Origin of the sequence: Henriciella marina DSM 19595, from assembly GCF_000376805.1 — a bacterium.
In the GTDB taxonomy this organism is placed as follows: Bacteria; Pseudomonadota; Alphaproteobacteria; order Caulobacterales; family Hyphomonadaceae; genus Henriciella; species Henriciella marina.
This window is the reverse complement of record NZ_AQXT01000002.1, coordinates 1,143,115-1,168,181: the sequence shown is the minus strand read 5'-3', so window position 1 is coordinate 1,168,181 and position 25,067 is coordinate 1,143,115. Positions and strand designations below refer to the sequence as shown.

Here is a 25,067-nt window from a genome sequence, read left to right as displayed (position 1 = left end):
CACCCATGGGACAGATTATCCTTTCGCACGCCGGTCAGGCGGTTGGGCAGGCCTTCCTACCAAACGGGCTCAGTTTTCTGGGCGCCGAGATTTCGGGCGCAGCGCTTGGCGGCGCGATTGGCGGGCTCGCGGGCCGGGCCGTGGATGCAGCTTTTCAGGGCGGCATTCATGGCCCGAGGGTCAGCGCGCTAAAACTGCTTGAAAGCCGCGAGGGCGCGGGCCTGCCACTGATCTACGGCCGGGCGCGCGTCGGCGGGCAGGTGATCTGGGCGGCGCAGTTCAAGGAAAAGCGCCGTGAGCGTTCGGCCGGCAAGGGTGGCCCGAAGGTCAATGACTACAGCTATTCGGCGAGCTTTGCGGTCGCTGTCGCCGATGGGCCTGTCAGCCGTATCGGCCGCATCTGGGCGAATGGCGAGGTGCTGGAGCTCGCTGGGCTGAACGTCCGTGTCTATCGCGGTGATGAGAGCCAATTGCCCGACCCGCTGATCGAAGCGGTGGAAGGCGAGGCGGGCGCGCCCGCCTTTCGCGGGACGGCCTATGTGGTCTTCGAAGGCCTGCCTCTGGACGCGTTCGGAAACCGGCTGCCTCAACTCAGCTTTGAGGTGTTCCGTTCATTCGAAGGCGAGGGCGGCCTGCGTGCAGTTGTCGAAGGCCTCAACATCATCCCGGCGACCGGTGAGTTTGTGTATGCAACGGATGTTGTAAGGGAGCGGCGGTTTCCCGGTATCGAGACACCGCTCAACATGAATAACCCGGTGGGTGCGCCGGACTTCGTCCAATCCCTTGATCAGTTGACGGAGGAAATGCCGAATGTGCGCCGTATGGCGTTGACGGTTGCCTGGTTTGGCGATGACGTTCGGGCTGGACATTGCAGCATCCGGCCGGGGGTTGAAACACGCGACCGCGTGACCGTCCCCTATGGCTGGGAGGTCGCAGGGCAGACTCGACAATCCGCGAGGCTCATTAGCCAGACCGATGGACGGCCCAATTTCGGCGGCACGCCATGCGACCGGTCGGTGCGCGATGCCATTGCCGCGATGAAAGCCGAAGGCATCTCGGTGACCATGTCGCCATTCCTGCTCATGGATATTCCTCAAGGCAATGATCGGGCCGACCCTTATGGCAGCAGTGAGCAAGCGGCCTTCCCCTGGAGAGGGCGGCTCACGGCGTCCGTGGACGGAGCAAGTTCGACGCGGTCAGACGTTGAGAGCTTCGTGGGGAGTGATGGAGGCTTTGGGTATCGTCACTTTATCCTTCATCATGCGCGGCTGGCGGTCGAAGCAGGCGGTGTCGATGAGTTCCTGATCGGCAGCGAAATGGTAGGCCTGACCCGACTTCGTGACGAGACCGGCGCGTTTCCCTTTGTCGAGGCACTCATATCACTTGCAGCCGAAGTGAAAGCCATTCTGGGGGATGGGACCCGTGTCTCCTACGCCGCCGACTGGACCGAATACGGCGCATACCTTCCAGAGGACGGGTCGGGCGACGTCCTCTTTCCGCTGGACGCGCTCTGGGCGTCTCAAGACGTGGATTTCGTCGGCATCGATTGGTATCCGCCCATGGGGGACTGGCGTGAGGGCGATGCCCATCTGGACGCTTTGGCAGGCTTTGATGGGCCGGACGACAAGGCTTATTTGCATGCTCAGCTTCAGGGCGGCGAGGCCTTTGACTGGTATTATAGCTCGCCGGAGGCGCGCGCCGCCCAGTTGCGGACGCCGATTACTGACACCGCGCATGGTGAGGACTGGATCTTCAGGCAGAAGGATATCGTCGGGTGGTGGGGCAATCATCACCATGAACGCACCGGCGGAGTGCGCGCAACGACGCCGACACTATGGCAGAGTGAGATGAAGCCCGTGCGGCTTATGGAGGTCGGGTTTCCGGCCATCGATCGCGGGACCAATGCGCCGAATGTCTTCTATGACCCCAAAAGCTCTGAAAGCGCCTTGCCGCCATTCTCCAGCGGGGCGCGGAATGATGTCCTGCAAAGACGGGCGCTGGAGGTCTCGATCGCCTATTGGTCGTCTCAGCCCTTTATTGATGCCGCCTACGCATGGGCTTGGGACGCACGGCCCTGGCCGGATTTTCCGGTCAGGGAAGACGTCTGGAGCGATGGCCCGAACTGGGCGCGCGGGCACTGGCTGAACGGGCGAACAGGACTTGTCTCGGTGTCCGAGGTCATTGGCGACCTGGCGCGCCAGGCGGGCATCTCGATTGAAACCGAGAACCTTGATGTTCTCGTTGAGGGGTTGAGCATTGAGGCCCCGACCACCCTTCGGCAAATTATCGAGCCGCTTCATGCGCTCTACCGATTCAGGTGTTTCGAGCGCGAGACTGGATTGGTCATCTCGGCTGAGGCTGGCGGGTCGCTGGCAATGATCCCTTTCGCTGAAACCGTTGGCGCCGGACCGAACGTGACCCGGCTCTTGCTCGACAAGGTCCCCGGTCACCTGACGCTCAGCTATATCGATAGCGAACACGCCTATGCGCCAGCGCTTGTCGATGCGCGCACGGACGGGGGCGATGCGACCTATACAATCCGCGCGAGCCTGCCACTTCTGATGTCAGAGGCGGTCGCCCGCCGCGCTGCCGAGGATCTGCTTCTTTCCGAGCAAGAGAGCGAGCGGGCGTTGGTGGAGGTCCCTCCGCACTTCTGGGCCCTCGAGCCGGGCGATGTCGTAAATGTCGAAACGCTAGGTGGCGAGTGGATCATCAACGACATTACCGATGATGGCATCGGGCGGTCGCTAGAGCTTTCAAGACCCGTAAAAGCCAGCCCCATCCTCGCCGGGTCGCTTCCCGAGGCGTCCAGGCCTGCCACGATCCCGGCAAGACCAGAAGTTGTGATTGCCGACGCGCCGAACCTGGCTGGCGATGAGGTGCTCGGGCCCGTCGTGGCGGTTTCCGGCGCACCATGGGCGGGACCAGTCATTCTGGAAGCTGGACGAAGCGTCCAGTCGCTCACCGCGCGCGGTCAGGTCGCGTATCCGGCGCAGATTGGCAGGCTGACCGCGCCACTGGCGGACGGACCACGGGGGCGCTGGGATGAAGCCGGGGTGATCGAGCTGCTGATCGAGGCGGCAGACCTCTCGAGCGCAGAGAAATTCGATGTTCTTGCGGGGGGCAATTCGCTTCTGGTGAAGGGCGCATCGGGATGGGAAGCGATCGCATTCCGGCGCGCAGAGCTGTTGGACGAGAATAGCTGGCAGCTCTCAGGCCTGCTTCGCGGGCTTCAAGGCTCACCCGTCGCCGACGCAGAGGCGGGGGCCATCGTGCTCATTGTGAATGAGAACCTCGAGCGCGCGTCTGTCGCGCGGGAAGAGATCGGTGCAGAGCTTCTCTGGCGTGCCGGCGGGTCAGATATGATCACCTACACGCACTTTGATCATGCGGGCCTGCCTTGGTCCGTGGCGCATCTGAGAGCGGCGATCCTTCCGTCAGGCGGGCGACGCATCAGCTGGGCCCCGTGCGGCGCGGACATCCCGGAAAGCTGGGACCTGCCCGACCCTGTCGAGGCGCGCCGTTATGCGGTTCGCGGGCTCTATGAGGGGGCCGAAATCGTCAGTTTCGAGACGAGCGAGACGTCGATTGTCCTGGAAGATGAGATTGATGAAATATCGGTCGCGGAGACAGGAACTGATGGACGTAGAGGCCCATGGGTTTCAATCGCGACGGGGGCACTCTAACTAGGCTCTGGAATCTAAGATGACGAAAGAGAAACCCGCCCTTGGCTCGAGACCCTTATCAGACGCTCGGCGTAAACAAGTCTGCCTCTACCGAGGAGATCAGGAAGGCTTATCGCAAGAAGGCGAAAGAGCTTCATCCTGACCTTCATCCCAATGATGAGCAGAAGGCGAACGCCTTCAAGGAAGCGTCAGCGGCGTTCGAGATTCTGAGCGACGAGGCCAAACGCGCTCAGTTCGACCGCGGCGAGATCGACGCCGACGGCAATCCGACGGGATATGCGAATGCCGGTGGCGGCTTTGGCGGAGGTGGCTTTCGCCAGCCGGGTGGCTCGTTCCAGGGCGATCCGTTCGAGGATATCCTGTCCGGCATGTTTGGCGGCCAGCGCAGGCGTACCGGTCCCCGCAAGGGCGCAGATATCCGTTACCGGGTCGACATCTCATTCGAAGACGCGGTGCAGGGCGCCAAGCGGCAGATGACGATGGCCGATAATAAGAGCCTGAACGTGTCGATCCCGCCTGGCGTCACGACCGGGCAGGTGCTGCGCCTCAAAAGCCAGGGCCAGGCCTCGCAGACAAGCGGCCCGCCGGGTGACGCCCTCCTGGAGTTACATGTCAGGCCGAGCAAGATCTGGACCCGCGATGGCGCAGATCTGCGTATGTCGGTGCCCCTTCCACTGAAAACCGCGTTGCTCGGCGGCACGATTGAAGTTTCCACGCCTGCAGGGCCCGTCACGCTGAAAGTTCCCGAAGGCTCCAATACGGGCAGCGTCCTTCGTCTTCGCAATAAGGGCGTCCAGTTCAAGGACACGCCGGGTCATCTCTATGCGCGGCTTGAAATCACGCTTCAGGATCCAAAGGATGAAGGGCTGATCGAGTGGGCCAAACGCCAGTAAGCCCCGCATTGCCTTGCTCCGTTTCTAACTAAACGCCACAATAGTCATTCAGCATGTATTCAGGGCGGCCGAGGCATAGTGTTCGACATGAAACGGATCATCTTCTCCATCTGCCTCGGCGTTATTGCTCTGTCGCCGACTGCCCTTGCGCAGGGGCAATGGAGTAATTCATTCACCGCCGATGACGCCCGCAACGCGCGCGAGCGCGGCGAAATCCTTCCCCTGAAAGATATTCTTCGCCCGATCGAGTCGCGATATGGGGGTGAGATGCGCCGTTTTGTCGGCCTCTTTGATAGGAATGGCCGGAAGGTCTATGTCATTGACTGGACAACGCGGCAGGGTGAACTCGTGCAGTTCACTATCAACGCCCAAAACGGACAGATCATAAGCGTAAGCTAGGTACATATTCATGCGAATTCTTGTTGTAGAAGACGACGCCGACCTTCGCCGTCAGCTCGCCGATGCGCTGACGCAATCGGGCTATGCCGTCGATCTCGCCGCAGATGGGGAAGACGGCCACTTCCTCGGCGATACAGAGCCCTATGATGCGGTCATCCTCGATCTTGGCCTGCCAAAGATGGACGGTGTCACGATCCTTGAGCGCTGGCGCGATGACGGCAAGGACTTTCCGGTGATGATCCTTACGGCGCGAGATCGCTGGAGTGAAAAGGTTGCCGGGTTTGATGCCGGCGCCGACGATTACCTGACCAAGCCGTTCTACACAGAAGAGCTTCTGGCGCGCCTGCGGGCGCTCCTGCGCCGGGCGACGGGGCATTCTGCGGCCGCGCTGGAAGCCGGTAGTCTCCGCGTCGACACGCGGGCTGCGCGCGCCACGGTCAATGGCCGACCGGTCAAGCTGACCGCGCACGAATACCGTGTCCTCTCCTATCTGATGCACCACCAGGGCCGTGTCGTGCCGCGGACCGAACTGGTCGAGCACATCTATGATCAGGATTTTGACCGCGACTCCAACACGATCGAGGTGTTCATCGGCCGGCTTCGCAAGAAGATAGGGACCGACCGTATCCAGACAGAGCGAGGGCTTGGCTATCGGCTCGTCGTGCCTGAAGGCGAGACGGCGGGTCTTGCCTGAGGAAGAGGTGCCTTCAAGCCCTTCCATGAGCCCGGCAGAGCGCCCCGGCAAACCGCGTCTTTCCCTGTCGCGGCGGCTATTTCTCGGCGCTATCGTCTGGAGCCTCATTGTGGTCGTCGGCGGCGTCATCGCCATGACGGCGGCCTATCGCACCCAGACCGTTCGCATCCTTCAGCAGGAGCTTGACTCGACGCTGGTGACCCTGCCGCGCGCGCTGGAAATCCTGCCGGATGGCAGGGTTGTCGATATCGAAGAACGGCTGCCAAGCGATTCGCGCTTCACCTTGCCTCTGTCGGGGCGGTACTGGGCCATGATCGCCATACAGGACGACAGAAGCTTCGGTGCTGATATCCGGTCCCAGAGCGTCTGGGATGGCCCTTTGCCGCTGCCGCAAGACCTCGCCAGCCGCGCGCTGGATGCACCGGGCCAGACCCAGTATGGCAATACGCGCGGTCCAAATGATGAAGAGTTACGGGTCGCTGTGCGCTCCATCACCGTGCCGAACCGCGAACATCCGATTCTCCTGATGGCGGCAGCAGACCGCGATGTCACCGATGAGGGCGCAAACCAGCTGCGGCTCATCCTGCTTACGGCGATGGCAACCCTCGCGGGCGGGACGCTGCTGGCGCTCTGGATCGGCCTGCGCATGGCCTTGCGCCCCTTTGATCGGGTGCAGAACCACATTGCAGAAATCAGGGAAGGCCAGCGCGCACGCCTTGATGGTGATTATCCGATTGAGGTGCAGCCCCTCACCGATGAGTTGAACAAGCTGCTCGACAGCAATCGCAAGATCGTTGAGCGCTCACAGACCCATGTCGGCAATCTGGCGCATGCGCTCAAGACCCCGCTCGCGGTGCTGCGCAATGAAGCGACGGGCGATACATCGCTGGACGATGTGGTGCGCCGTCAGACAGAATCGATGCGGGCCAATGTCGATCACTATCTGAAGCGGGCACAGGCGGCAGCGCGGTCCGAAGCGCTCGGCGTTCGCACAGAGATCGCGCCAGTCGCTGCAGGCCTTGCGCGGCTGCTCAACCGATTGTTCGAGGCGCGGGGTATCGAGGTCACCGTCGAGATCGCCGCCGACCGGTATGTGCGTATCGAACAGCAGGACCTTGAAGAGATGCTCGGCAATCTGATGGAAAATGCCTGCAAGTGGGCGCATTCGCGCGTTGAAGTTTCCTGCAAGCGTGGCCAGAACGGCCTCATGCATATTCACATCGATGATGACGGGAAGGGACTTGCCCCCGAAGCGAGAGAAGCGGCGGTCAAGCGCGGCGTTCGTCTTGATGAGACCGCGCCCGGCACCGGCCTCGGCCTTTCAATTGTTGCTGACATCTCCGAGATGAACGGTGGTAATCTGGAGCTCGCCGAAAGTCCCCTTGGCGGCCTTCGCGCCACGATCACGTTGCGCGGACGATGAGCCGGTCGACCTATATCTGGCTTGGCCTTGCGCTGGTGCTGGCGGGCGTTGCCTACCTTTTTAACGGCAGGCCGCTCCTGCCTGACCAGCCCTATGCGGCGCGCGAGGCTGAGATCGCCGCGCGCCCGGCCGAGGACCTGTCACCAGGTGAAATGCTGGCGCGCCTGCAAAAGGCAGCGCGCGAACGCCCGGATGAGGCAGAACCGCAATACTATATCGGCGTGCTGCTGCGGGCGCAGGGTCGCACAGATGATGCGCTAAGGGCGTTCCAGTCGGCCCTCCGCCGGAACCCTGAGCATGTACCCGCCCTGATCGGGCTGGCAGACGCGGTTGTCACGCGCGATGGCGGCATCGTCACCGATCCGGCCGCGCGCCTTTACGACCGCGCCTGGCGTCTCGATAATAGTGAAGTACGCGCAGGCATCCTCGCGGCCATGCCAGCCTATGAGGCAGGTGATCTACAGGCCGCCCAGGCCCATTGGGAGAAGGTGTTCGCAGACCTGCCCGCCGATGATCCGCGCCGGGCCATGCTGAATGCGATGCGCGCCGAGGCCGACGCCGCTCGCGCCGCCGAAGATGCAGAGTAAAGCCTAGGCCGGGGTTTGCTGGTGCTGGACGATCTTCCAGCCGCCATCAATGCGCAGGTAGGTCGAGCTGCAATAGGCCTCATACGTGTCGCGGCCCTTCAGCCCTCGTCCGACATAGGCAAGCGTAACGGTATCTTCGTCGGCCTTGATCTCGATCTGGCTATCAAACTCCACATCGTCCCAGCGCGGCGCCAGCTTCACGGTTTCGATGATCTTGTCGCGCTGCAGGATGCCAGCGGGCAGGGGGAAAACCATGACGCAATCGTCTGCCATCAGCCGGTCATAGTCTTCAGCTGGTCCGGTCCATAGCTGCTTTTCAATGTCCCAGAGATCGGTGAATTCCGGCATAGATAGCCTTTCAGCGCTAAGTATTGGATGTCCTGCACTAACCCCCGAAGCAGTCTGGTTGTTTCGGTCGCAGTGTCAAATCCTGCAGTTTCCAGTAGAAGGCAGGCGTCATGAGAGCCAGATCGAAACGACTTTGGGGTGTATCCATCGCCGCGGCGCTGCTGGTCAGCGCAGTGGCGCTGGCGGCGGTCGCGCTGAAACAGCATGCCGACCTTTTCTACACGCCGCAGCTTCTGGCAGAACAAGGTGTGCCAGCCCCTGACCGCCGGGTGCGGATCGGCGGCTGGGTGCAGATCGATTCCATCGAATTTGGTGACGGCGCCGACATGACTTTTCTCATCGAGGATGGCTCCGGCGAGACGGTGATGGTCAGCTATACCGGTGTCGTCCCTGATCTTTTCCGCGAGGGCGAAGGCGTCGTGGCCACAGGGCGCTTTGATGAAACAGGCAGCTTCACGGCTGAAAACATTCTCGCCAAGCATGACGAGAACTACCAGCCGCGCGAACTGAAGAATGCCCGCCAGGCCACCTCATGATCGAGGCCGGTCATTTTGCGGCGTTTGCCGCGCTCATCCTCAGCTTCTTCCAGTCCGCTCAGGGCCTGACAGGGCGCCGCGCGGCGGCCAGCCTGTCAGCGCAGGTCGCCTTTGGCGCAATGGCGTTCGCATTTCTGACGCTCCTGATTGCGTTCGCGAGGTCTGACTTTTCGGTCCAGCTGGTGGCCGCCAACTCCCATACGCTGAAGCCCTTCGTCTACAAACTGGCTGGCACCTGGGGCAATCACGAAGGGTCGATGGCGCTCTGGTGCCTTGTCGGTATCGGGTTCGGCGCCGCTGGTGCACGCCTGTTGGCGACGGGCAGACCAGTTTTCGAGGCGCGAACCCTTGGCGTGCAGGGCCTGCTGAACGCCGGCGCTCTCCTCTATCTGCTGCTGGCCTCATCGCCGTTCACACGCCTTTATCCCGCGCCGTTGCAGGGCGCAGGTCTCAACCCGCTCCTGCAGGATCCGGCGCTCGCGATCCATCCGCCGATGCTTTATCTCGGCTATGTCGGCTATTCCTTTGTCTTCGCGCTGGCCGCTGCAGGTCTGATCGAAGGCCGCATTGACCGGGTCTGGGCCCGGACGGCCAGGGTCTGGGCGCTTGCGGCCTTTGTGCCGCTCACGCTCGGCATCGCGCTTGGCAGCTACTGGGCCTATTATGAGCTCGGCTGGGGCGGATGGTGGTTCTGGGACCCGGTTGAGAATGCCAGCCTGATGCCATGGCTGATCGGTGCGGCTTTTCTCCATTCGGTCATCGTCACGGAAAAGCGCGGCGGCTTCGGCGTCTGGAGCGCATTGCTGGCTGTACTTGCTTTCTGTTTCTCAATGCTCGGCGCATTCCTTGTGCGCTCCGGCGTGCTGACATCGGTGCACGCCTTTGCGGTCGATCCGCTTCGCGGCTCGCTCCTGCTGGCCGGCTTGCTGGTCTTCGGCGGGGCCGCCTTGCTGCTCTTTGCGCTGCGCGCCTCCAAGCTTGAGCCTGGGCCCGCCTGGGCCACAGCCAGCCGTGAGGGCGCGCTGATGGGCAATAACCTCATACTGGTGGTTGCCGCCGCAACAGTGCTCCTCGGCACGCTATTCCCGCTGATCGCAGAAGCCGCTGGCCAGACGATCTCGGTGGGTGAGCCTTACTTCAATCTCACTTTCACGCCGATCATGTCGCTCGCACTGATCGCGCTTCCCATCGTCCAGGCCTGGAGCTGGGGCAGGGCGGATCTATCTTCGCTCTGGAAGTGGGCGGCAGGCTTTGCCGGCATCGTTGCGGTCTTCTGGCTCGCAGGGATCGGCCCCTTCGACATTCCACTGCTCGCGGGTGTCGGTCTTGCGATAGCGGTCTGGCTGATCGGCGGGGCGGCGATCGAGTTCTGGCGAAGAGCCAAGACACTGAGCCGCTTTACCAGAATGCCCGCGCGCATCTGGGGCATGACGCTTGCCCATGCGGGCCTTGGCCTTTTCGTCATGGGCGCGGTGCTTGAAACCTCCGGCCGGGATCACACCACAATTGCGCTGCAAGAAGGCCAGACAACGTCGGTCGCTGGCTGGCAGCTCACCCTCGACGATGTGGAGAGTATTGAAGGGCCGAACTGGTATGCGGAGCGCGCGACCCTGACAGCGCGCCGTGGCGGTACCGTTGCTGAGCTGCAGCCACACAAACGCTTCTACCCGGCGGCGCAGATGCCCACCACCGAGACAGCGATCCACAAGACAGGCCTCGCCGACCTTTATGTGGCGCTCGGAGATGGCCGCCGTAATCAGCAGGGCGAGACGCGGTGGACTTTTGAAGTCTTCTTCAACCCTTTGATCGACCTCATTTATTTTGGTATATTTCTGATTGGGCTTGGAGCAACGCTCAGCATGTTCGGGCGGAAGTCGAAATCAGCAAAGCCAGGTGAATGAAAGCTCTCATTGCGTCTCTTCTTTTCGTTTTCGCGGCTGAGGGCCAGCTTGCCGACCCTCAGGAGGAGGCACGTGCGCAGGATCTGATGCGCGAGATACGCTGCGTTGCCTGCGAGAATGAGCCGATCTCCAATTCCGGCTCTGACATCGCTGCCGACATGCGTGAGCGCGTGCGGGCCATGGTGGCCGAGGGTGAAAGCAATGAGGCCATTCGCGCCTGGTTTGCCGAGCGCTATGGCGACTTCGTCCTCTTCCGTCCGCCGTCGCGGGGGCTTGGCGGCATGCTGCTCTGGACCGCGCCGTTTCTCTTCCTGCTCGCAGGCGGAGCGCTCGCCTTCTTTATCAGCCGCAATCGCCGCTCTTCCGTCGAGGTAGAGCCGGTCGCGCCTGAAGAGAGCACTTAATCTCGCACTCAAGCCTAAATTCTGGCAAGTCATGAGCCGCGCGCCTATCTCGTTGGAGCAATGGATGCGAGGTATCGGGGATGTACAGCGAACCCGTGAGTTTTACCGGTACGACCGGACAGACGATTTCAGGCAGGCTCGAACACCCGACAGGACGTTTTGGCGGATGGGCGATCTTTGCTCACTGCTTCACCTGCTCCAAGCAGTCGCGCGCCGCCGTGTCGCTCTCACGCGCCCTTGCGCAGCATGGCATCGGGGTCCTGCGCTTTGACTTTACCGGCATCGGCGAGTCCGACGGCGATTTCTCCGAAACCGTCTTCACGACAAATGTCGAAGACATCCGCGCCGCAGCAGACTGGATGGCGGGGGAAGGTCGGCCGGTCTCTCTCCTGGTTGGGCATTCGCTCGGTGGGACCGCCGCGCTGCTGGCAGCGGGAGAGATCGATACGCTGAAGGCGCTTGTCACAATTGCCGCGCCCGCTGAGGCCAGTCATGCAATCGGCCAGTTCGACAAAAACCTCGCCGCAATCGAAGCCGAAGGCGAGGCCGAAGTGGAGCTTGGCGGGCGATCCTTCACTGTAACGCGTCAGCTTGTCGATGATTTGCGCGACGCGCGCGTTGGCGCGGTGGTCTCTAATCTGAGGCTTCCGCTCCTCATCCTGCATGCACCCGCAGATGACGAAGTAAGCATCGATAACGCAACAGCGCTTTTCATGGCAGCGCGTCATCCCAAGAGCTTTGTCAGTCTTGATGACGCCAATCACTTTCTGGATCGCGGTAGCGACACCGATTTCGCTGCCGGCGTGATTGCCGGCTGGGCGGAACGCTATCTTGTCCCCGAAGCAAACGGCCCTGATGACTATCGCGGCGAGGGTGTGCTTGTTCGTGAAACGTCGGGTCCTGGTCCCTATCAGAACGAAGTGTTGAGCGGCGGCTTTCGCCAGATCATCGATGAGCCAAGAGATCTTGGCGGCGCCGATACCGGACCTGATCCATATTCCATGCTCTCGGCGGCGCTTGGCGGCTGCACGTCGATCACGCTGCGCATGTATGCAGACCGAAAGAAGTGGCCGCTCGACCATGTCAGCGTCGAGGTGAGCCATGCGCGCGAACATGCGGCAGACTGCGAAACATGCGGCGATGCAGACAGGATCGACGTCTTTCGCCGGGATATCACTGTCGAGGGGCCCCTGGACGAAGAGCAGCTTGCACGCCTTCTCGAGATCGCCGACAAATGTCCTGTACACAAGACACTTGAGTCGGGCAGCAAGGTACGCAGTCGAATTGAAAGCAAGTCACGATCAGACGAGCCGGTCGCGTGATCAGGAATGTCCAAGTCTAACCGATGTTTAATCAGTCTAAGGACTGGCACATATTAAGCTTTGCCCACACTATTAAAGACACGAATTCTGAGGAGAATGAGCGAAACATGAAAGCGATTGCAATCTCGAAACAGGCACTGGTTGCCGCAGTCTTTGGCGCTGGCGTAGCAGGGACTTTCTTTTACGCCCCGACTTTGCAGCAGGCCGATGCGAAACAGCCAATCTCGATCCAGCAGCCAAGTGGCGCGCCGATCAGCTTTGCAGACCTGATCGAGGACGTCAGCCCAGCAGTCGTCAGTGTGAACGTCGTGTCTGAGCGCGAAGTTGGCGGCATGGGGAATATGGAAGAGTTCTTCGAACGCTTCCGGGGCCTTCCGGGCTTTGACGACTATATGCGTGAGCGCCAGGAAGAGGGCAATGATGATGAGCCCCAGACCCAGGAGGCCCGCTCGCTCGGATCCGGCTTCTTCATTTCCGAAGAAGGCTACATCGTTACAAATAACCACGTCGTTCAGGACGCCACCGAAATCGAGGTTGTTCTCGAAGACGGGCGCGAGCTCAAGGCAGAGCTGATCGGCACCGACGCGCAGACAGACCTCGCCGTTATCAAGGTCACCGAAGAGGGCACCTATCCCTTCGTTGAGTTCGAGACCGATACACAGCTTCGCCGCGGCGACTGGGTCGTTGCGCTGGGCAACCCGTTCGGCCTTGGCGGTACCGCGACTGCTGGCATCCTGTCAGCTGACGGGCGTGAGCTTGGCGGCAATAATCCCTACACCGACTTCCTGCAGATCGACGCGGCCATCAACCGGGGCAATTCCGGCGGGCCGACCTTTGACCTGCAGGGCCGCGTCGTTGGCGTGAACACAGCCATCTTCTCACCAACTGGCGGCTCGGTCGGCATCGGTTTTGCCATCCCTGCCGAACTCGCTGTGACCGTCACAGATGCCCTGATCAAAGATGGCCGCGTATCGCGTGGCTGGCTCGGCGTGACCATTCAGGACGTCACCGAGGATATGGCGGATGCGCAGGGTCTCGAAGAGGCACGCGGCGCGATCATCGCCGATGTCAGCCCCGACAGCCCGGCAGAGTCCGGCGGTCTCCAGCGCGGCGACATCATCCTTTCCGTCAATGGCACAGACACAACCGATGCGACGTCGGTGACGCGTCTCGTCGGCGCCCTGCTTGCAGGCTCGGACAACACCTTCGTTGTCCTGCGCGGCGGTGAGCGTGAGACTGTCGGTGTGAAAGTCGGCGAACGTCCCGAGAACCCGAATGCGCTTCCGCAATCTCAGGCCGGCGTTTCAGCCGATAAAGAGGACAGCAATGCCAAGGACGGCCCACTTGGTCTGGCGCTGCGTCCCTTCACCGAGGCCGACCGCGACACGCTGGGTCTGAATGATAACGAGGCCGGTCTCATGATTGCCGACGTCGACAGCGACAGCCCGCTTGCCGACTATGACATCCGCGCCGGTATGGCGATCCTCAGTGCAGCCGGGACGCCTCTGAGGTCCGTTTCGGATCTTGAGGGTGCCATCTCCGACATGAAGGAGAAGGGCCGCGACAAGCTGCTCCTCGCCGTGCGGAACGGTCAGCGGACCCTGTTCGTTACTGCGGACATCAGCGACACAGAGTCGGACTGAGCTCATAGAGGAGATCCGGGTCATGCGAGTTCTAGTCATCGAGGATGATCGCGAGCACGCGAATTTCATCAACAAGGTGCTGTCAGAAGCCGGCCACGAGGTCGAGCTGGCAGAGAATGGGACTGACGGGCTGACAAAGGCACGCGAGGGCGAGTTCGATGCTCTCGTCGTCGACCGGATGCTTCCTGGTAAGGATGGCCTCAAACTCGTCGAGGAATACCGGAATGGGGGCGGGCAGACGCCGGCCCTCTTCCTCTCTGCGCTTTCCGACGTCGACAACCGCGTCGAAGGTCTGAAAGTCGGCGCCGACGATTATCTCGCCAAGCCGTTTGCCCCTCAGGAACTGGCCGCGCGCGTCGAAGCGCTCGGTCGCCGTCAGGTCAACGGCGAACCGCCTGTCACCAGGCTCAAGGTTGCCGACCTGGAAATGGATCTGCTGGCCCGCAAGGTCTGGCGCGGCGAACAGAAAATCGATCTCCAGCCTCGCGAGTTTCGCCTGCTGGAGTTCCTGATGCGTCATGCCGGCCAGGTCGTCACGCGCACCATGTTGCTTGAAAAGGTCTGGGATTATCACTTCGACCCCCAGACCAATGTGATCGACGTCCATGTCTCGCGCCTTCGGGCTAAGATCGACAAGGATTTCGATGAGCAGCTGTTGCAGACCGTGCGCGGCGCAGGGTACTGCCTGCAAGGATGAAATCGGGCCGTTTTGCTTTCGTTCGGACGACCACGTTCCGGCTGGCACTCGTCTATTCGGTCCTCTTCGGCCTCTTTTCCTTTCTACTCCTGTCTTACCTCTTCCAGGCGACGGTCGGCTCTCTGCGTGCAGAGGCTGACCAGCGCCTGGAAGCTGAGATGGGCGCGCTTGAGCTTGCCTTCTATACAGGCGGGCTGGAGCGGCTTGAGCAATCCCTCATCGAGCGCGCGCTCGTCCCCGGCGCGCCGTTTCGCTATCAGCTGGAAACACCTGATGGTGAACGGCTTATCGGCGACTTTCCCAACCTGCCTGTCTCCCCGCCCGACACGGTGGGCGAGGTCAGCAATGTCAGCCTGACCATCGAAGTGCCCCGGCCAGGCGGCGACCCGACGCTTACCGAAGCTGAAGGCCGTATCGTCCGCCTTCCCAATGGCAATGTGCTTCTCGTCGCGATCGAAACGGGTGAACGTGGCCGTATCGTTCGCCGCATTACGCAGGCCATCACCACCGCAGCGCCCATCGGTGTCCTGCTTGCCCTCATGGGCGGTATCTTCATCTCGCGCTATGCGGCCCGCCGGGCTGAACAACTGACCCGCACGACAGAGGCCATCGTCGCCGGTGACCTCTCCGTGCGCGCGCCTGTACAGGGGTCGGGCGATGAATTCGACCGGCTGGCGACCCATGTAAATACCATGCTGGAAAAGCTCGAACGCCTGATGGCGTCCAGCCGCCATACCGGCGATTCCATCGCGCACGATCTGCGCTCGCCGCTGTCACGGCTTCGCAACCGCCTCGAAACTGCGCTGATTGACGACATGTCGGAAGAGACCGCCCGCGAAACGCTCGTCCAGACGGTAGAAGAGGTCGACAGTGTGCTCGCGACCTTCAACGCGATCCTGCGCCTCTCGCGCCTCGACGCGGGCGCAGAAGGCCGGCTGGTACGTTTCGACATGCACGAAATGCTGATGGAGATCGCCGACCTCTATGAGCCCGCCTGCGAGGATGCAGGTCTCAAATTCGAGAGCGAAATTTCGCATCAACTCTACGTGCTGGGTGACCGCGAACTCCTCGCCCAGGCCATCTCGAACCTGCTCGACAATGCCATCAAGTACACGCCCGAAGGCGGCACCATCACCTTCAGGGCGCTGCGGACCTCAGACCAGGTCGACATCATCGTGTCCGATACAGGGCCGGGCATTCCAGAAGCCATGCGTGACCGCGCAAAGGAGCGCTTCTTCCGCCTCGATGAAGCGCGCACACAAAGCGGATCAGGTCTTGGCCTGGCGCTCGTGGATTCCGTCGCGGACCTTCACAAGGGACAGCTCGACCTTCTCTGGGCCAGCAAATTACCTACCCCTCATGGACTGAAAACGGTTTTTTCTCTGCCACGTGAGCGTTAGGACGATGGCATGCTTGATATCCGTCCCCTCGCTGCCGCGCCGATAGACGCGTTCAAGGCTGCTGCCGACCTCGCGCCCTATCTCTCTCGCGCCGCCCGCAGATCGCCTGATGCGCTGAACATTCTCGAAAGAGAGGGCGCTTCGGCGCTGCATGAACACGCGCTCGAAAAGGCCCGCGCCGCCGGTGACGCGGCAACGCTGGACGAGACGATGGCAGAGCTTCGCACGGCCAAGCTCGCGCATCACATCGCTGTAGCGGCCCGCGACCTCAGCGGGGACGCCGATGTCACGGCCGTCACCGAAAACCTCACCGAGTTTGCAAACACCGCTCTCGACGCCGCCTTAAGGGCCGTTCTGCGCGCGCGTGACGTGAAAGCCGATGGGCTTTTCATCTTCGCACTGGGAAAGATGGGCGCGTTCGAGCTCAACTATTCTTCCGATATTGATGTCGCCGCATTCTTCGATGCGGATGTCTTTGATGGTGGCTCTGGTGAGGCGCAGACAAAGGCGAACCGCGTTGTACAGGAAACGATGCGCGTCCTCGAAGAGCAGACCGGGGACGGCTATGTGTTCCGCACGGACCTGCGCCTGCGGCCCGATCCATCTTCCACGCCGCCCGCGGTCTCGACCCGCATGGCGAGCCTCTATTATGAGAGCGTCGGCCAGAACTGGGAACGGATGGTCTGGATCAAGGCGCGCGCGGTGGCCGGTGATCTCGGTGCCGCCGAAGCCTTTCTGGACATGCTCACCCCCTTCGTCTGGCGCAGGCACATGGACTATTGGGCCATCGCCGACGTGCAGGCGGTCAAACGCATGATCAACTCGAAGGCGGGCGCGGCCCTGAATGACCCGGCGCCCGATGTGAAGCTCGGTCCCGGCGGCATCAGGGAGATCGAGTTCTTCGCCCAGACCCAGCAGATCATTCTTGGCGGTCGCAACGAATACCTTCGTGGCCGCAAGACCCTCAACAGCTTGCAGGCGCTGGTCGCCGCCAAAGCCGTCGATGAACCGGTCGCCGAGGAGCTTTCAGCTGCCTATGCGGACCTCCGCGCAGTCGAGCATCGCATCCAGATGATGCAGGATGAGCAAACCCACCGTGTCCCCAGGGACGAAGAACGCAGACAGCGGCTAGCCATGCTTTGCGGCTATGATGACCTCGCCGCATTCGACGCCGACCTTCACGCGACGCGTGCAAATGTCAGCCGCCACTATAGCGACCTCTTCGCCGAGCAAGAGCGCAAGACCCAGTCCGCCTCAGAGGGTAATCTGGTCTTTACCGGGGTCGATGATGATCCGGGAACGGTCAGTACGCTTTCCTCGCTGGGCTTTTCGGACCCCTCGCGCGTCATTTCCACCATTCAGAGCTGGCACCGCGGCAAGACGCCTGCCACCCGCACGGAACGGGGCAGGGGGCTTTTGACGGCGCTCCTGCCTGGCCTCTTGATCGCCATGAGCCGGACCGGAGAGCCTGACACCGCGTTCACCCGCTTCACCCAGTTCTTCGAAGGGCTCCGGTCAGGTGTCCAGACGCTTTCCATGCTGGTCGCAGAAGCCGCGCTTCTGGAAGATCTCGTCACGACGCTGGCCATCGCGCCGCGCCTTTCAGAAACGCTGGCCCGCAGGCCGGTCCTCCTGGAGACGCTTGTGTCTTCGAATGCGCCGGAATTTCCGCCGACACTTGACCGGGCCGATGATTTTGAAAGCCGGATGGATGAGGTCCGCCGCTGGAAGAATGAGCGCGCCTTCCTGATCGGGCACCGGCTGCTGCATTCGCGTCTGCCCGCCTCGCAGGCCGCGCTTGCCTGGAGCGACCTCGCCGACACATGCGTGCGCCTCATGGCCGACGCAGCCGCCATCGAAACAGCGCGCAAATACGGGCCCCAGCCCGGGGACTGGGTCGTCGGCGCGCTCGGCAAGCTTGGCGGGCGGGAGCTGACGGCAGGCTCTGACCTTGATCTCCTCATCGTCTTTGAGCCCGATGAGGACCAGGCGCTTGAGGCGGGCGGCTGGTTCACACGCTTTGCCCAGCGTCTGATCACGGCGATTTCGGCTGAAACGGCCGAAGGCAATCTCTATGAGACAGACATGCGGCTTCGCCCCTCAGGGCGCTCGGGCCCTGTGGCGGTTTCTCTGTCTGCCTTTGATCGATACCAGCACAAGGATGCCTGGACTTGGGAGCTGATGGCGCTCACCCGGCTTCGCTTTATCGCCGGAAATGAGGCACTCGGAGAGCGGATGTCCGACATCGCGCGGGACGCCATCGTTCACGGCAAACCGGACGAAGAGCGCAAGACAGACATATTGGACATGCGCCAGCGGCTCTGGCGCGAAAAACCACCTCGCGGGACATGGGACATAAAACTTAGCGAGGGCGGCCTTGTTGATCTCGAATTCGTGCTCCAGCAGGGCATGCTGCTGAGCGGGGACCCGGGCGCTGTGCATGCCACGACGGCCGATGCCATCGAGGCTCTCACCGGCAATGGTTATCTGTCCAGCGAGGAAGCAGATACGCTCGGCCACGCCTTCCGGCTCTTGCAATCCCTGCAGCAGGTGCGGCGCATCGCGGTCGGCAGCGAAGTCTCCTCACAAACGTTCTCCCGGGGCCTGAAAGACCGTCTGGCGCTGGCTGCTGACTGTCCGGGCTTCCAGGTGCTCGAACACCGTTTTGAAGAGACGAAACAGGCAGTCGCTGCCATCCGCAGTAAAAAAATCGGTTCTCTGGCGACGGATTCCTGAACCTCCCTCGTCTCACCTGTCGGGTAACACAGAAAAACAGAGGATGACCCGACATGAAGAAACTTGCACTTGCAGCCACCCTGACCGGCCTCGCCACCCTTGGCGCAGCTGGCCTCGCTTTTGCCGACAATCATGAAGAGGGCGATCGCTCCAGTCACCGCGAAGCGCGCAGTGAGCGTATGATGGAACGGTTCGACACCAATTCTGACGGCACGATCACGACCGCTGAAATCGAAGCCATGAAGGCTGAGCGTTTCGCAGCCGCTGATGCCAATGGCGATGGCGGCCTGACCATGGCCGAGATCGAAGCCCACCGTGAGGCCGAACGGGCCAGCCGCATGCAGACCCGCAAGGAGCGGATGTTTGCGCGCCAGGACAAGAATGGCGACGGCGTCATCTCGGTCGATGAGTTCGAAACACGCGGCATGCCGATGTTCGATCGCATTGATGCAGACGAGAACGGTGAGATCACGGCATCTGAGCTTGCCGAGATGAAAGGTCATCGCGGCGGTCGCCGGGGCGGCTGGCATCATCGCGGCGGCCCTGACCGGAACTAGGCCGGGATGAGCGATGCGGCGGCCAGCGCGGGATATGACGATTTCCTCCCTCGCAACTCGCGTGGCCGCCGCTATGCTTGCAACGTGTCAGACCCTTCAGAGAGAGATCAGATCGCGCGGGCAGCTGCCGGAGACCGGATGGCCCAGTCCGCGCTGGTCAATCGCCACATGCCGGTCGTCTGGCGTGTGGCATTTCGCATGTTGCGCGATCGTCAGGAGGCCGAGGACGTGACGCAGGAGACTTTCCTTCGCGCCTGGAAGATGCTGCCGGATTGGGAAGGGCGGGCGAAGTTCTCGACCTGGGCCTGCACCGTGGCGATCAATCTCTGCCGCGACAGGATGAAGAAGAAGGCACCGGTCCTGATGGAGACGCTGCCTGAACGCGAAGCACCGGAGATGCAGCCGGAACAGGCCCTGCATCAGAAACAGGCGGGGGCGAAGATCGAAACGCTGATTGACGCGCTCCCGGAACGACAAAAAGAAGCCCTCACTCTCTGCGCCTTGGAGGGGATGGGAAACAAGGAAGCTGCCGCAGCCATGCAGGTCAGCGTAGAGGCGCTCGAAAGTCTGCTCTCGAGGGCGCGAAGAACGCTCCGGCAGGCCTTGGCGGAAGGACAGCAATGATGAAGAAGACAGAGATGACGGACGACAGGGTGTTTGAACTGCTAGAGGCTTACGGCGCCCACACCATGGCGTGGCCGGAAGATGAGCGTGACGCCGCCGAGGCGCACATGAACGCCCATCCGGAACGCTTCGCTGAGGCGCTGGCGACAGCCCATATGCTGGACGCAGCCTTTGAAGCCGCGCCCATGCCGGACCCTGACCCATCGCTTGCCGCGCGTATTCTCGATGACGCCCCGCGCGAGCGGTCAAGCGCGACAGGGGGACTGGCGCGGCTGAAAGGCCTCCTCATGCCGAACGGCCGCCGCTGGCCGGCAAGCGCGGCGCTGGCGAGCCTCGGTATGGGCCTCTTTGCTGGCTACACCGCCTCGGCATCCAGCCTTCCGGCGACCTATGAGGCAGAGGCTGAAAACGTCGTCTATGGTGCCCTCGGCTATGACCAGTTTGAGGCATACCTGGCTGAGGAGGCCATAAATGAGTGATCGCAAACGCCTTTCCAGCCTCTCCATTGCGCTCATCGTTTCGCTGGTCGCCAATGCGCTGTTGATCGGCTTTCTCGTTGGGGGTCAGCTCGGTGAGCGCGATCATCGCCGCCACGGCCCGCGCGGCGCAGACCACATGATCGCACGCGGCATCCAGTCCATCGTGCCGGATGACGAACGCGAAGGCATACGAGACGCGTTCCGCGACGCTTTCCGGTCTGCGAGCGGATCCTGGCGTGAAAAGCGGCAGGCGCGCGACGATCTGGTCGCCGCCCTCTCCAGCTCACCATTTGACCCGGCCGCAGTGGACAATGCCTTTCTTGCGATGCGCACAGCAGATGCGAGGCTCAACGAAACCTTCCAGACGGCGCTCTCCGACCAGATCGCCGCGCTCAGCCCTGAGCAGCGCGCTGAGCTTGTGGCCTGGCTGGAAGAGGTTGAGGCAAGGCGTGCAGAAGCCCGCGCTGAACGGCCTGAACGGCGCGGTGGACGCGAAGACAGGGATGGGCCGCCGCCGCGCTAGGCCTTTGACTTGTGCGCGAGGCGCGCCGCGTTGGCCTCCCAGTTCTCGCCGTCAAAGCCGGTAACGCTGGCGTCCATCATCTGCCAGTCATCGAGGCATCGCCAGGTCACCGCATACCCGTCCGGGTTGGACCGGGGCACGTAGAAGCTCTTCACCCCGCAGATGCTGCAGAAGAGATGGCGCGCGGCGCCTGTGTTGAACCGGTACTCGGTCAGCACGTCTTCGCCCTTCAGCAGACGAAACCGGTTCGCGGGCACGATGATATGATCATTGCCGCTCATCGCGCAGATCGAGCAGTTGCAATCCTCGACCTCCACATGCGGCGGCAGGTCCACTTCGAAGCGGACCGCCTTGCAGTGGCAGCCGCCCTGATGCGCTGAAAGCCCGTCCATCTCAGCCTATCCGAACCAGACCGGCGGGCGCTTGTCGGCCCATGGCGCGGCACGTTCGATCTGACCTGCCAGCGTGTAGAGAAGGTCCTCGCGGCCAAGGCGGGCACCGAACATCATGCCAAGCGGCAGGCCTTCCGGCGTCCAGTGCAGCGGCAGCGAAATGGCAGGCCAGCCTGTCTGGTTGAAGACAGGGCACCAGGCCGCAAAGCTTGAAACATCAACCCCATACTGGTCGAAATCAGGTGGATCGAGGCTGAGCACGCCAAGCTTCACGGGCGCACGCGAGAGGGTCGGCGCCAGGATGAGATCATAGCCGCCCTCATCCATGAACATCTCCATCTGGTAGGCAGCCTCGCAGAAGGCATTATTGGTTTTCACCAGTTCCGACATCGGAATCGTTCGGCCAAGCTCGATAAAGCGGAGGGCGACCGGCTCGAAGTCCTCATCGCCGATCGGACGGCCGAAATGGGCTTCGCGCTCATCAGCAACGGCGGCCATGAAGGACGAGACCATGATCATCATGCCCTTGCCAAGCGCATCGCCATCAAGGACCGGTCCGGCCTCCTCGACATGGTGGCCGAGCGCGCTGAGCAGCTTCGTCGTGGCATCGAGACCTGCCTGCGCATCCTTGTCGGGCTTTACGCCATTGGGCGCGGTGTTCCACACAGCGATTTTCAGCGCACCCGGTTCGATATCCAGCGCCGAGAGAAAGCTGCGCTCAGGCGGCGGGGCGATATATCGCGCGCCCGGTTCCTGTCCGTGCGTGACGTCCAGGAGCGTCGCGCTGTCGCGCACCGAGCGGGCGACGCAGTGATTGGTAGAAAGCCCGAACCAGTTCTCTGACAGAGGCGGACCCATCGGGACGCGTCCGCGCGAAGGTTTCAGGCCAACAAGGCCGGTGCAGGCGGCAGGGATACGGATAGACCCGCCGCCATCGCTGGCATGCGCCATCGGGATCACGCCAGATGCGACGCAGGCCGACGCCCCGCCAGACGAGCCGCCAGACGTGTGTTCGATATTCCACGGATTGCGCGTCTTGCCATAGAGCGCGCTTTCGGTGGAGGTGGTGAGGCCGAATTCGGGGCTGGTCGTCTGCCCGAAGATCACAAGGCCGGCGTTTCGCTGGCGCTTGACCAGTTCTGCATCCACCTCGGAAATCGTGCCCTTGAAAGCGCGCGATCCGCTTGTGATCGGCTGGTCTTTCAGCCGCGCGCCAAGGTCTTTCACGGCAAAGGGAACGCCCTTGAACGGGCCGTCCGGCAGACCGTCCTTGATCTGCTTGCGGGCGGCGTCCTCGAAGAATGACGAAAAGCAGTTGAGCTCACCTTGTGCCCCCTGCGCGCTCTCCAGCGCGAGATCCAGAAGCTCGCTGGGTGAGGCCTCTTTCTTGCGTACCATGGATGCCAGCTCAGTCGCGTCGCAGTGTCCAAGTTCCTTCACTCTCGATTCCCTCCAATACCTGTTCTCTCGCCACTCTGTCGGATGGAGGCGTCGGGGGGAAGACCTTACAGAGCAAGACGTAGCATTGCGCGCATCAATAAAGATAAAGCTTTTTGAAAAACGATAAAACAATATTGAAAAACAATAAACAATATGGTAATTCGGCCCATTAGAGCTCACCGGAGGCCACCATGATGACCATTCTTATGCTGCTGCACATCATCGCTGGGACCGCGGCCGTCGCAGCGGGTGGCGTGGCCCTCGCTCTGCGAAAGGGAAGCCCCCTGCACCGGGCAAGCGGTCTCGGCTTTGTCGTCTCGATGGTCATTTCGGCGCTTGCCGGGACAATTCTCGCGGGCCTGAAGCCAGAGTTCATCACCCTCCTGGCAGGTTTTTTCACGATCTATCTCGTATTGAGCTCCTGGATGACCATGCAGGGCTGGGGGCAGGGGGGCGGCGTGGTTGCAGGGGGTTGCCTTGTGCCGGCAGTCCTCATCGCAACTGTTGGCGGCATTTGGGGGGCAGAAGCGCTGGCGTCTTCGGACGGGCTCAAGACCGGATATAGCGCCGAACCTTACTTGGTTTTCGCAGCGATTGCCGGTCTTGCAGGTCTTGGCGACCTTTCAGTTATTGTGCGCAAAGGCATTCGTGGCCGACAACGTACCGCGCGCCACCTCTGGCGCATGTCGCTGGCGCTATTCATTGCGGTTGGGTCGCTCTTCACGGGGCCTGGTTCCAGTATCTTCCCTCAATCAATTCGCGACACTGGTCTTCTCTCTCTGCCAGAGCTTCTGGTGCTGTCTCTCATGGTTTTCTGGCTCATTCGGGTTTTCGTTGGCCGCGAGCTACGGGCACGCAGCCCGGTCTCCCGGCCCGCTTTGAAAATGCGATGACAGGCTGGCCACTGGCGCGCTCAGTCTTCCTCCAGAAGCTGGTGCATTTCCTCGTCAGACCAACCGAAATGATGGCCGAGCTCATGGATCACGACATGTTCGATCAGCTCTTCCAGCGTGACGTCGGGCCGCGTCTTCAGCTCTGCCAGCAATGGTTTTCTGTAAAGAAAGATGCGGGGGCTTTCAGGGCTTGGAAAAGAGATACTGTCATGGATCAGCGGAATGCCCTGATAGAGCCCGGTCAGGTGCCACGCATCGGGAATACCGAGCTCTGCCAGCACCTCCGGTTCGGCAAAGTCGCGGACATGGATCTCGATCCGGCCGGCCGCCCTGCGGAAGGCTACGGGCAGGCGCGCATAGGCCGCTTCGGTCATGTCCTGGAAGGTATCGAGATCGGGTGTGGTCAGCATCTAAGGTCGGCTCCAGAACATCAATTCCGACCCATATGGGATGCCAATCCGGTCCGTCCAAACCTCAACGGACGGTGGAGTCTGGCCGTTCCAGTGAGACCTTGAAGGTCGCCGAGCGATGGTCGGATCCGAAATGGCCGCCGACCTCATGGCCAGAGCACGACATGGCGCCGCGGCAGAAGGCGAGATCAATGGGAATCGCAAGCGCAGGCGGCCAGTCCACACTCGGCACATCATACTTGATCGGCATGCGCGCCGGCCATGTGCCCGCCCGTGGATTGCTGACCAGGCGGAAGCCGTATTCGCGCTGGAGCGGCCCTGATATCCGGCCCCAGGCGGCTGAATTGACATCCCCCAGCATGATGATTGGGCCGTCAATGCTCTCAATCGTTTTTGCCAGACCGCCTAGCTGCCGGATCTGGTCGTTCGGTCCTTCAAAGGGCCAGGGCCGCGTGAAATGGATCACCAGCACCGTTACCTCGCCCTCCGGCAGAACGAGGCGCGCGCGAAGCATGGCTGGCGAGTCGCGCGGCTGCCAGATGTCGGCTTCCAGGATTTCATAACGCGATAGAAGCTTCAGCCGGTGTGGGCGCCGCTCCTCCAGCAGCTTGTGCGCCTGATACGGCCAGCGCTTTGTCAGCGATTCGTCAAAGCTTGCGATGACGGGATCTTCAGCCTCGATCAGCGCGACAATATCCGCCTTGCTGGCAAAGAGGCCGCGCATGGTGCGTTCGGGCTCTGGATGATTGCCCCAGATATTATGCTGGTAGACGGTGATCGCGGTCTCGCCCGCCTTGGGCGTACTATCCGGCCAGATCCAGTACCAGCCAAGCGCGGCGATGATGACGGCGAGGTTCGCGAAGAACAGGTTTACGAACCGCTTGCGGCTGAACGGCAGTGTCAGCACCAGAAGGGCGGCCGAAACCATCAAGCCCCAGAGCGCTGCTAACTGGAACTGCCCGGCAAAATCGAAGGCCCAGAAGAGCCCGGACAGACAGGCGCTAATGACGATCACGCCGCAAATGACAACGGCTGCCGCCCAAAGAACGGTCAGAAACGTCAGCAATGCCCTCATTTAGC

The 25,067-nt window shown here is 61.8% G+C and carries 24 protein-coding genes; 19 read left to right on the top strand and 5 right to left on the bottom strand.

From position 1 onward, the window contains the following. Positions 1–5: 5 nt before the first annotated feature. The 6 genes from F550_RS17000 to F550_RS0105755 all read left to right on the top strand — a co-directional run bounded on the left by F550_RS17000 (position 6) and on the right by F550_RS0105755 (position 7,682). Entirely contained in the window at positions 6–3,686 is a 3,681-nt protein-coding gene (locus F550_RS17000) for a baseplate multidomain protein megatron (RefSeq protein WP_018147583.1), read from the top strand. Positions 3,687–3,727: 41 nt separating this feature from the next. Beyond that, positions 3,728–4,579, top strand: a complete 852-nt coding sequence (locus F550_RS0105775; protein WP_018147582.1) for a DnaJ C-terminal domain-containing protein — start codon at positions 3,728–3,730, stop codon at positions 4,577–4,579. Positions 4,580–4,666: 87 nt separating this feature from the next. Next, complete coding sequence (locus F550_RS0105770; RefSeq protein WP_018147581.1) at positions 4,667–4,978, top strand: PepSY domain-containing protein; 312 nt, start codon at positions 4,667–4,669, stop codon at positions 4,976–4,978. 10 nt (positions 4,979–4,988) lie between these two features. Beyond that, positions 4,989–5,672, top strand: coding sequence for a response regulator transcription factor (locus F550_RS0105765; protein ID WP_018147580.1), 684 nt, complete (start codon positions 4,989–4,991; stop codon positions 5,670–5,672). 25 nt (positions 5,673–5,697) lie between these two features. Next, positions 5,698–7,095, top strand: coding sequence for an ATP-binding protein (locus F550_RS0105760; RefSeq protein WP_018147579.1), 1,398 nt, complete (start codon positions 5,698–5,700; stop codon positions 7,093–7,095). Continuing rightward, complete coding sequence (locus tag F550_RS0105755; protein ID WP_018147578.1) at positions 7,092–7,682, top strand: tetratricopeptide repeat protein; 591 nt, start codon at positions 7,092–7,094, stop codon at positions 7,680–7,682. Before F550_RS0105760 ends, F550_RS0105755 begins: the two co-directional genes overlap by 4 nt. Positions 7,683–7,685: 3 nt before the next feature. Here F550_RS0105755 and F550_RS0105750 read toward each other — a convergent pair whose 3' ends face one another. Continuing rightward, the gene (locus F550_RS0105750) at positions 7,686–8,030 is read right to left on the bottom strand and encodes a nuclear transport factor 2 family protein (RefSeq protein WP_018147577.1); all 345 of its coding nucleotides are present in this window, start codon (positions 8,028–8,030) and stop codon (positions 7,686–7,688) included. 110 nt (positions 8,031–8,140) lie between these two features. Here F550_RS0105750 and F550_RS0105745 point away from each other — a divergent pair, with 110 nt between their 5' ends. The 12 genes from F550_RS0105745 to F550_RS0105690 all read left to right on the top strand — a co-directional run bounded on the left by F550_RS0105745 (position 8,141) and on the right by F550_RS0105690 (position 20,852). Then, on the top strand, positions 8,141–8,566 hold the full coding sequence (locus tag F550_RS0105745; RefSeq protein ID WP_018147576.1) for a cytochrome c maturation protein CcmE: 426 nt from the start codon (positions 8,141–8,143) through the stop codon (positions 8,564–8,566). Then, positions 8,563–10,467: a heme lyase CcmF/NrfE family subunit gene (locus F550_RS0105740; protein ID WP_018147575.1), complete on the top strand. Its 1,905-nt coding sequence runs from the start codon at positions 8,563–8,565 to the stop codon at positions 10,465–10,467. The genes F550_RS0105745 and F550_RS0105740 overlap by 4 nt, the downstream gene beginning before the upstream one ends. Beyond that, positions 10,464–10,871 (top strand): cytochrome c-type biogenesis protein, encoded by a 408-nt coding sequence (locus F550_RS0105735; protein WP_018147574.1) that lies wholly within the window; start codon positions 10,464–10,466, stop codon positions 10,869–10,871. Before F550_RS0105740 ends, F550_RS0105735 begins: the two co-directional genes overlap by 4 nt. A gap of 80 nt (positions 10,872–10,951) precedes the next feature. After that, entirely contained in the window at positions 10,952–12,193 is a 1,242-nt protein-coding gene (locus F550_RS0105730; protein WP_018147573.1) for a bifunctional alpha/beta hydrolase/OsmC family protein, read from the top strand. A gap of 107 nt (positions 12,194–12,300) precedes the next feature. Continuing rightward, on the top strand, positions 12,301–13,836 hold the full coding sequence (locus F550_RS0105725) for a Do family serine endopeptidase (protein ID WP_018147572.1): 1,536 nt from the start codon (positions 12,301–12,303) through the stop codon (positions 13,834–13,836). 22 nt (positions 13,837–13,858) lie between these two features. Further along, positions 13,859–14,533, top strand: a complete 675-nt coding sequence (locus F550_RS0105720; RefSeq protein ID WP_018147571.1) for a winged helix-turn-helix domain-containing protein — start codon at positions 13,859–13,861, stop codon at positions 14,531–14,533. Continuing rightward, a complete protein-coding gene (locus F550_RS0105715; protein ID WP_018147570.1) occupies positions 14,530–15,933 on the top strand; it encodes a sensor histidine kinase in 1,404 nt (467 codons plus the stop codon). Before F550_RS0105720 ends, F550_RS0105715 begins: the two co-directional genes overlap by 4 nt. A gap of 9 nt (positions 15,934–15,942) precedes the next feature. Continuing rightward, on the top strand, positions 15,943–18,669 hold the full coding sequence (locus tag F550_RS16995) for a bifunctional [glutamine synthetase] adenylyltransferase/[glutamine synthetase]-adenylyl-L-tyrosine phosphorylase (RefSeq protein ID WP_018147569.1): 2,727 nt from the start codon (positions 15,943–15,945) through the stop codon (positions 18,667–18,669). A 53-nt stretch (positions 18,670–18,722) separates the two neighbouring features. After that, a complete protein-coding gene (locus F550_RS16990; RefSeq protein WP_018147568.1) occupies positions 18,723–19,226 on the top strand; it encodes an EF-hand domain-containing protein in 504 nt (167 codons plus the stop codon). Positions 19,227–19,232: 6 nt separating this feature from the next. After that, positions 19,233–19,850 (top strand): sigma-70 family RNA polymerase sigma factor, encoded by a 618-nt coding sequence (locus F550_RS0105700; protein WP_018147567.1) that lies wholly within the window; start codon positions 19,233–19,235, stop codon positions 19,848–19,850. Further along, on the top strand, positions 19,847–20,329 hold the full coding sequence (locus F550_RS18445; RefSeq protein ID WP_018147566.1) for a hypothetical protein: 483 nt from the start codon (positions 19,847–19,849) through the stop codon (positions 20,327–20,329). Before F550_RS0105700 ends, F550_RS18445 begins: the two co-directional genes overlap by 4 nt. Continuing rightward, on the top strand, positions 20,322–20,852 hold the full coding sequence (locus F550_RS0105690; RefSeq protein ID WP_018147565.1) for a periplasmic heavy metal sensor: 531 nt from the start codon (positions 20,322–20,324) through the stop codon (positions 20,850–20,852). Before F550_RS18445 ends, F550_RS0105690 begins: the two co-directional genes overlap by 8 nt. Here the strand turns inward: F550_RS0105690 and F550_RS0105685 are convergent. Together F550_RS0105685 and F550_RS0105680 are read right to left on the bottom strand one after the other, a co-directional pair. Then, positions 20,849–21,244 (bottom strand): GFA family protein, encoded by a 396-nt coding sequence (locus F550_RS0105685; protein ID WP_018147564.1) that lies wholly within the window; start codon positions 21,242–21,244, stop codon positions 20,849–20,851. The genes F550_RS0105690 and F550_RS0105685 overlap by 4 nt on opposite strands. Before the next feature lie 6 nt (positions 21,245–21,250). Continuing rightward, the gene (locus F550_RS0105680) at positions 21,251–22,684 is read right to left on the bottom strand and encodes an amidase (RefSeq protein ID WP_018147563.1); all 1,434 of its coding nucleotides are present in this window, start codon (positions 22,682–22,684) and stop codon (positions 21,251–21,253) included. Positions 22,685–22,875: 191 nt separating this feature from the next. Between F550_RS0105680 and F550_RS0105675 the strand changes: the two genes are divergently transcribed. Beyond that, on the top strand, positions 22,876–23,577 hold the full coding sequence (locus tag F550_RS0105675; RefSeq protein WP_018147562.1) for a hypothetical protein: 702 nt from the start codon (positions 22,876–22,878) through the stop codon (positions 23,575–23,577). 20 nt (positions 23,578–23,597) lie between these two features. Here F550_RS0105675 and F550_RS0105670 read toward each other — a convergent pair whose 3' ends face one another. Beyond that, on the bottom strand, positions 23,598–23,987 hold the full coding sequence (locus F550_RS0105670; RefSeq protein ID WP_018147561.1) for a metallopeptidase family protein: 390 nt from the start codon (positions 23,985–23,987) through the stop codon (positions 23,598–23,600). Between the two features lie 64 nt (positions 23,988–24,051). Next, positions 24,052–25,062 carry an endonuclease/exonuclease/phosphatase family protein gene (locus F550_RS0105665; RefSeq protein ID WP_156807832.1) on the bottom strand — a complete coding sequence of 337 codons (1,011 nt, stop codon included), beginning with the start codon at positions 25,060–25,062 and terminating at the stop codon, positions 24,052–24,054. Positions 25,063–25,067: the final 5 nt, after the last annotated feature.

Excerpts from the sequence above, each read along its gene's own strand:
- F550_RS17000 (WP_018147583.1), top strand. The coding sequence starts at position 6 with ATGGGACAGATTATCCTTTCGCACGCCGGTCAGGCGGTTGGGCAGGCC.
- F550_RS0105770 (WP_018147581.1), top strand. The coding sequence starts at position 4,667 with ATGAAACGGATCATCTTCTCCATCTGCCTCGGCGTTATTGCTCTGTCG.
- F550_RS0105765 (WP_018147580.1), top strand. The coding sequence starts at position 4,989 with ATGCGAATTCTTGTTGTAGAAGACGACGCCGACCTTCGCCGTCAGCTC.
- F550_RS0105760 (WP_018147579.1), top strand. The coding sequence starts at position 5,698 with ATGAGCCCGGCAGAGCGCCCCGGCAAACCGCGTCTTTCCCTGTCGCGG.
- F550_RS0105755 (WP_018147578.1), top strand. The coding sequence starts at position 7,092 with ATGAGCCGGTCGACCTATATCTGGCTTGGCCTTGCGCTGGTGCTGGCG.
- F550_RS0105750 (WP_018147577.1), bottom strand. The coding sequence starts at position 8,030 with ATGCCGGAATTCACCGATCTCTGGGACATTGAAAAGCAGCTATGGACC.
- F550_RS0105745 (WP_018147576.1), top strand. The coding sequence starts at position 8,141 with ATGAGAGCCAGATCGAAACGACTTTGGGGTGTATCCATCGCCGCGGCG.
- F550_RS0105740 (WP_018147575.1), top strand. The coding sequence starts at position 8,563 with ATGATCGAGGCCGGTCATTTTGCGGCGTTTGCCGCGCTCATCCTCAGC.
- F550_RS0105735 (WP_018147574.1), top strand. The coding sequence starts at position 10,464 with ATGAAAGCTCTCATTGCGTCTCTTCTTTTCGTTTTCGCGGCTGAGGGC.
- F550_RS0105730 (WP_018147573.1), top strand. The coding sequence starts at position 10,952 with ATGTACAGCGAACCCGTGAGTTTTACCGGTACGACCGGACAGACGATT.
- F550_RS0105725 (WP_018147572.1), top strand. The coding sequence starts at position 12,301 with ATGAAAGCGATTGCAATCTCGAAACAGGCACTGGTTGCCGCAGTCTTT.
- F550_RS0105720 (WP_018147571.1), top strand. The coding sequence starts at position 13,859 with ATGCGAGTTCTAGTCATCGAGGATGATCGCGAGCACGCGAATTTCATC.
- F550_RS0105715 (WP_018147570.1), top strand. The coding sequence starts at position 14,530 with ATGAAATCGGGCCGTTTTGCTTTCGTTCGGACGACCACGTTCCGGCTG.
- F550_RS16995 (WP_018147569.1), top strand. The coding sequence starts at position 15,943 with ATGCTTGATATCCGTCCCCTCGCTGCCGCGCCGATAGACGCGTTCAAG.
- F550_RS16990 (WP_018147568.1), top strand. The coding sequence starts at position 18,723 with ATGAAGAAACTTGCACTTGCAGCCACCCTGACCGGCCTCGCCACCCTT.
- F550_RS0105700 (WP_018147567.1), top strand. The coding sequence starts at position 19,233 with ATGAGCGATGCGGCGGCCAGCGCGGGATATGACGATTTCCTCCCTCGC.
- F550_RS18445 (WP_018147566.1), top strand. The coding sequence starts at position 19,847 with ATGATGAAGAAGACAGAGATGACGGACGACAGGGTGTTTGAACTGCTA.
- F550_RS0105690 (WP_018147565.1), top strand. The coding sequence starts at position 20,322 with ATGAGTGATCGCAAACGCCTTTCCAGCCTCTCCATTGCGCTCATCGTT.
- F550_RS0105685 (WP_018147564.1), bottom strand. The coding sequence starts at position 21,244 with ATGGACGGGCTTTCAGCGCATCAGGGCGGCTGCCACTGCAAGGCGGTC.
- F550_RS0105675 (WP_018147562.1), top strand. The coding sequence starts at position 22,876 with ATGATGACCATTCTTATGCTGCTGCACATCATCGCTGGGACCGCGGCC.
- F550_RS0105670 (WP_018147561.1), bottom strand. The coding sequence starts at position 23,987 with ATGCTGACCACACCCGATCTCGATACCTTCCAGGACATGACCGAAGCG.
- F550_RS0105665 (WP_156807832.1), bottom strand. The coding sequence starts at position 25,062 with ATGAGGGCATTGCTGACGTTTCTGACCGTTCTTTGGGCGGCAGCCGTT.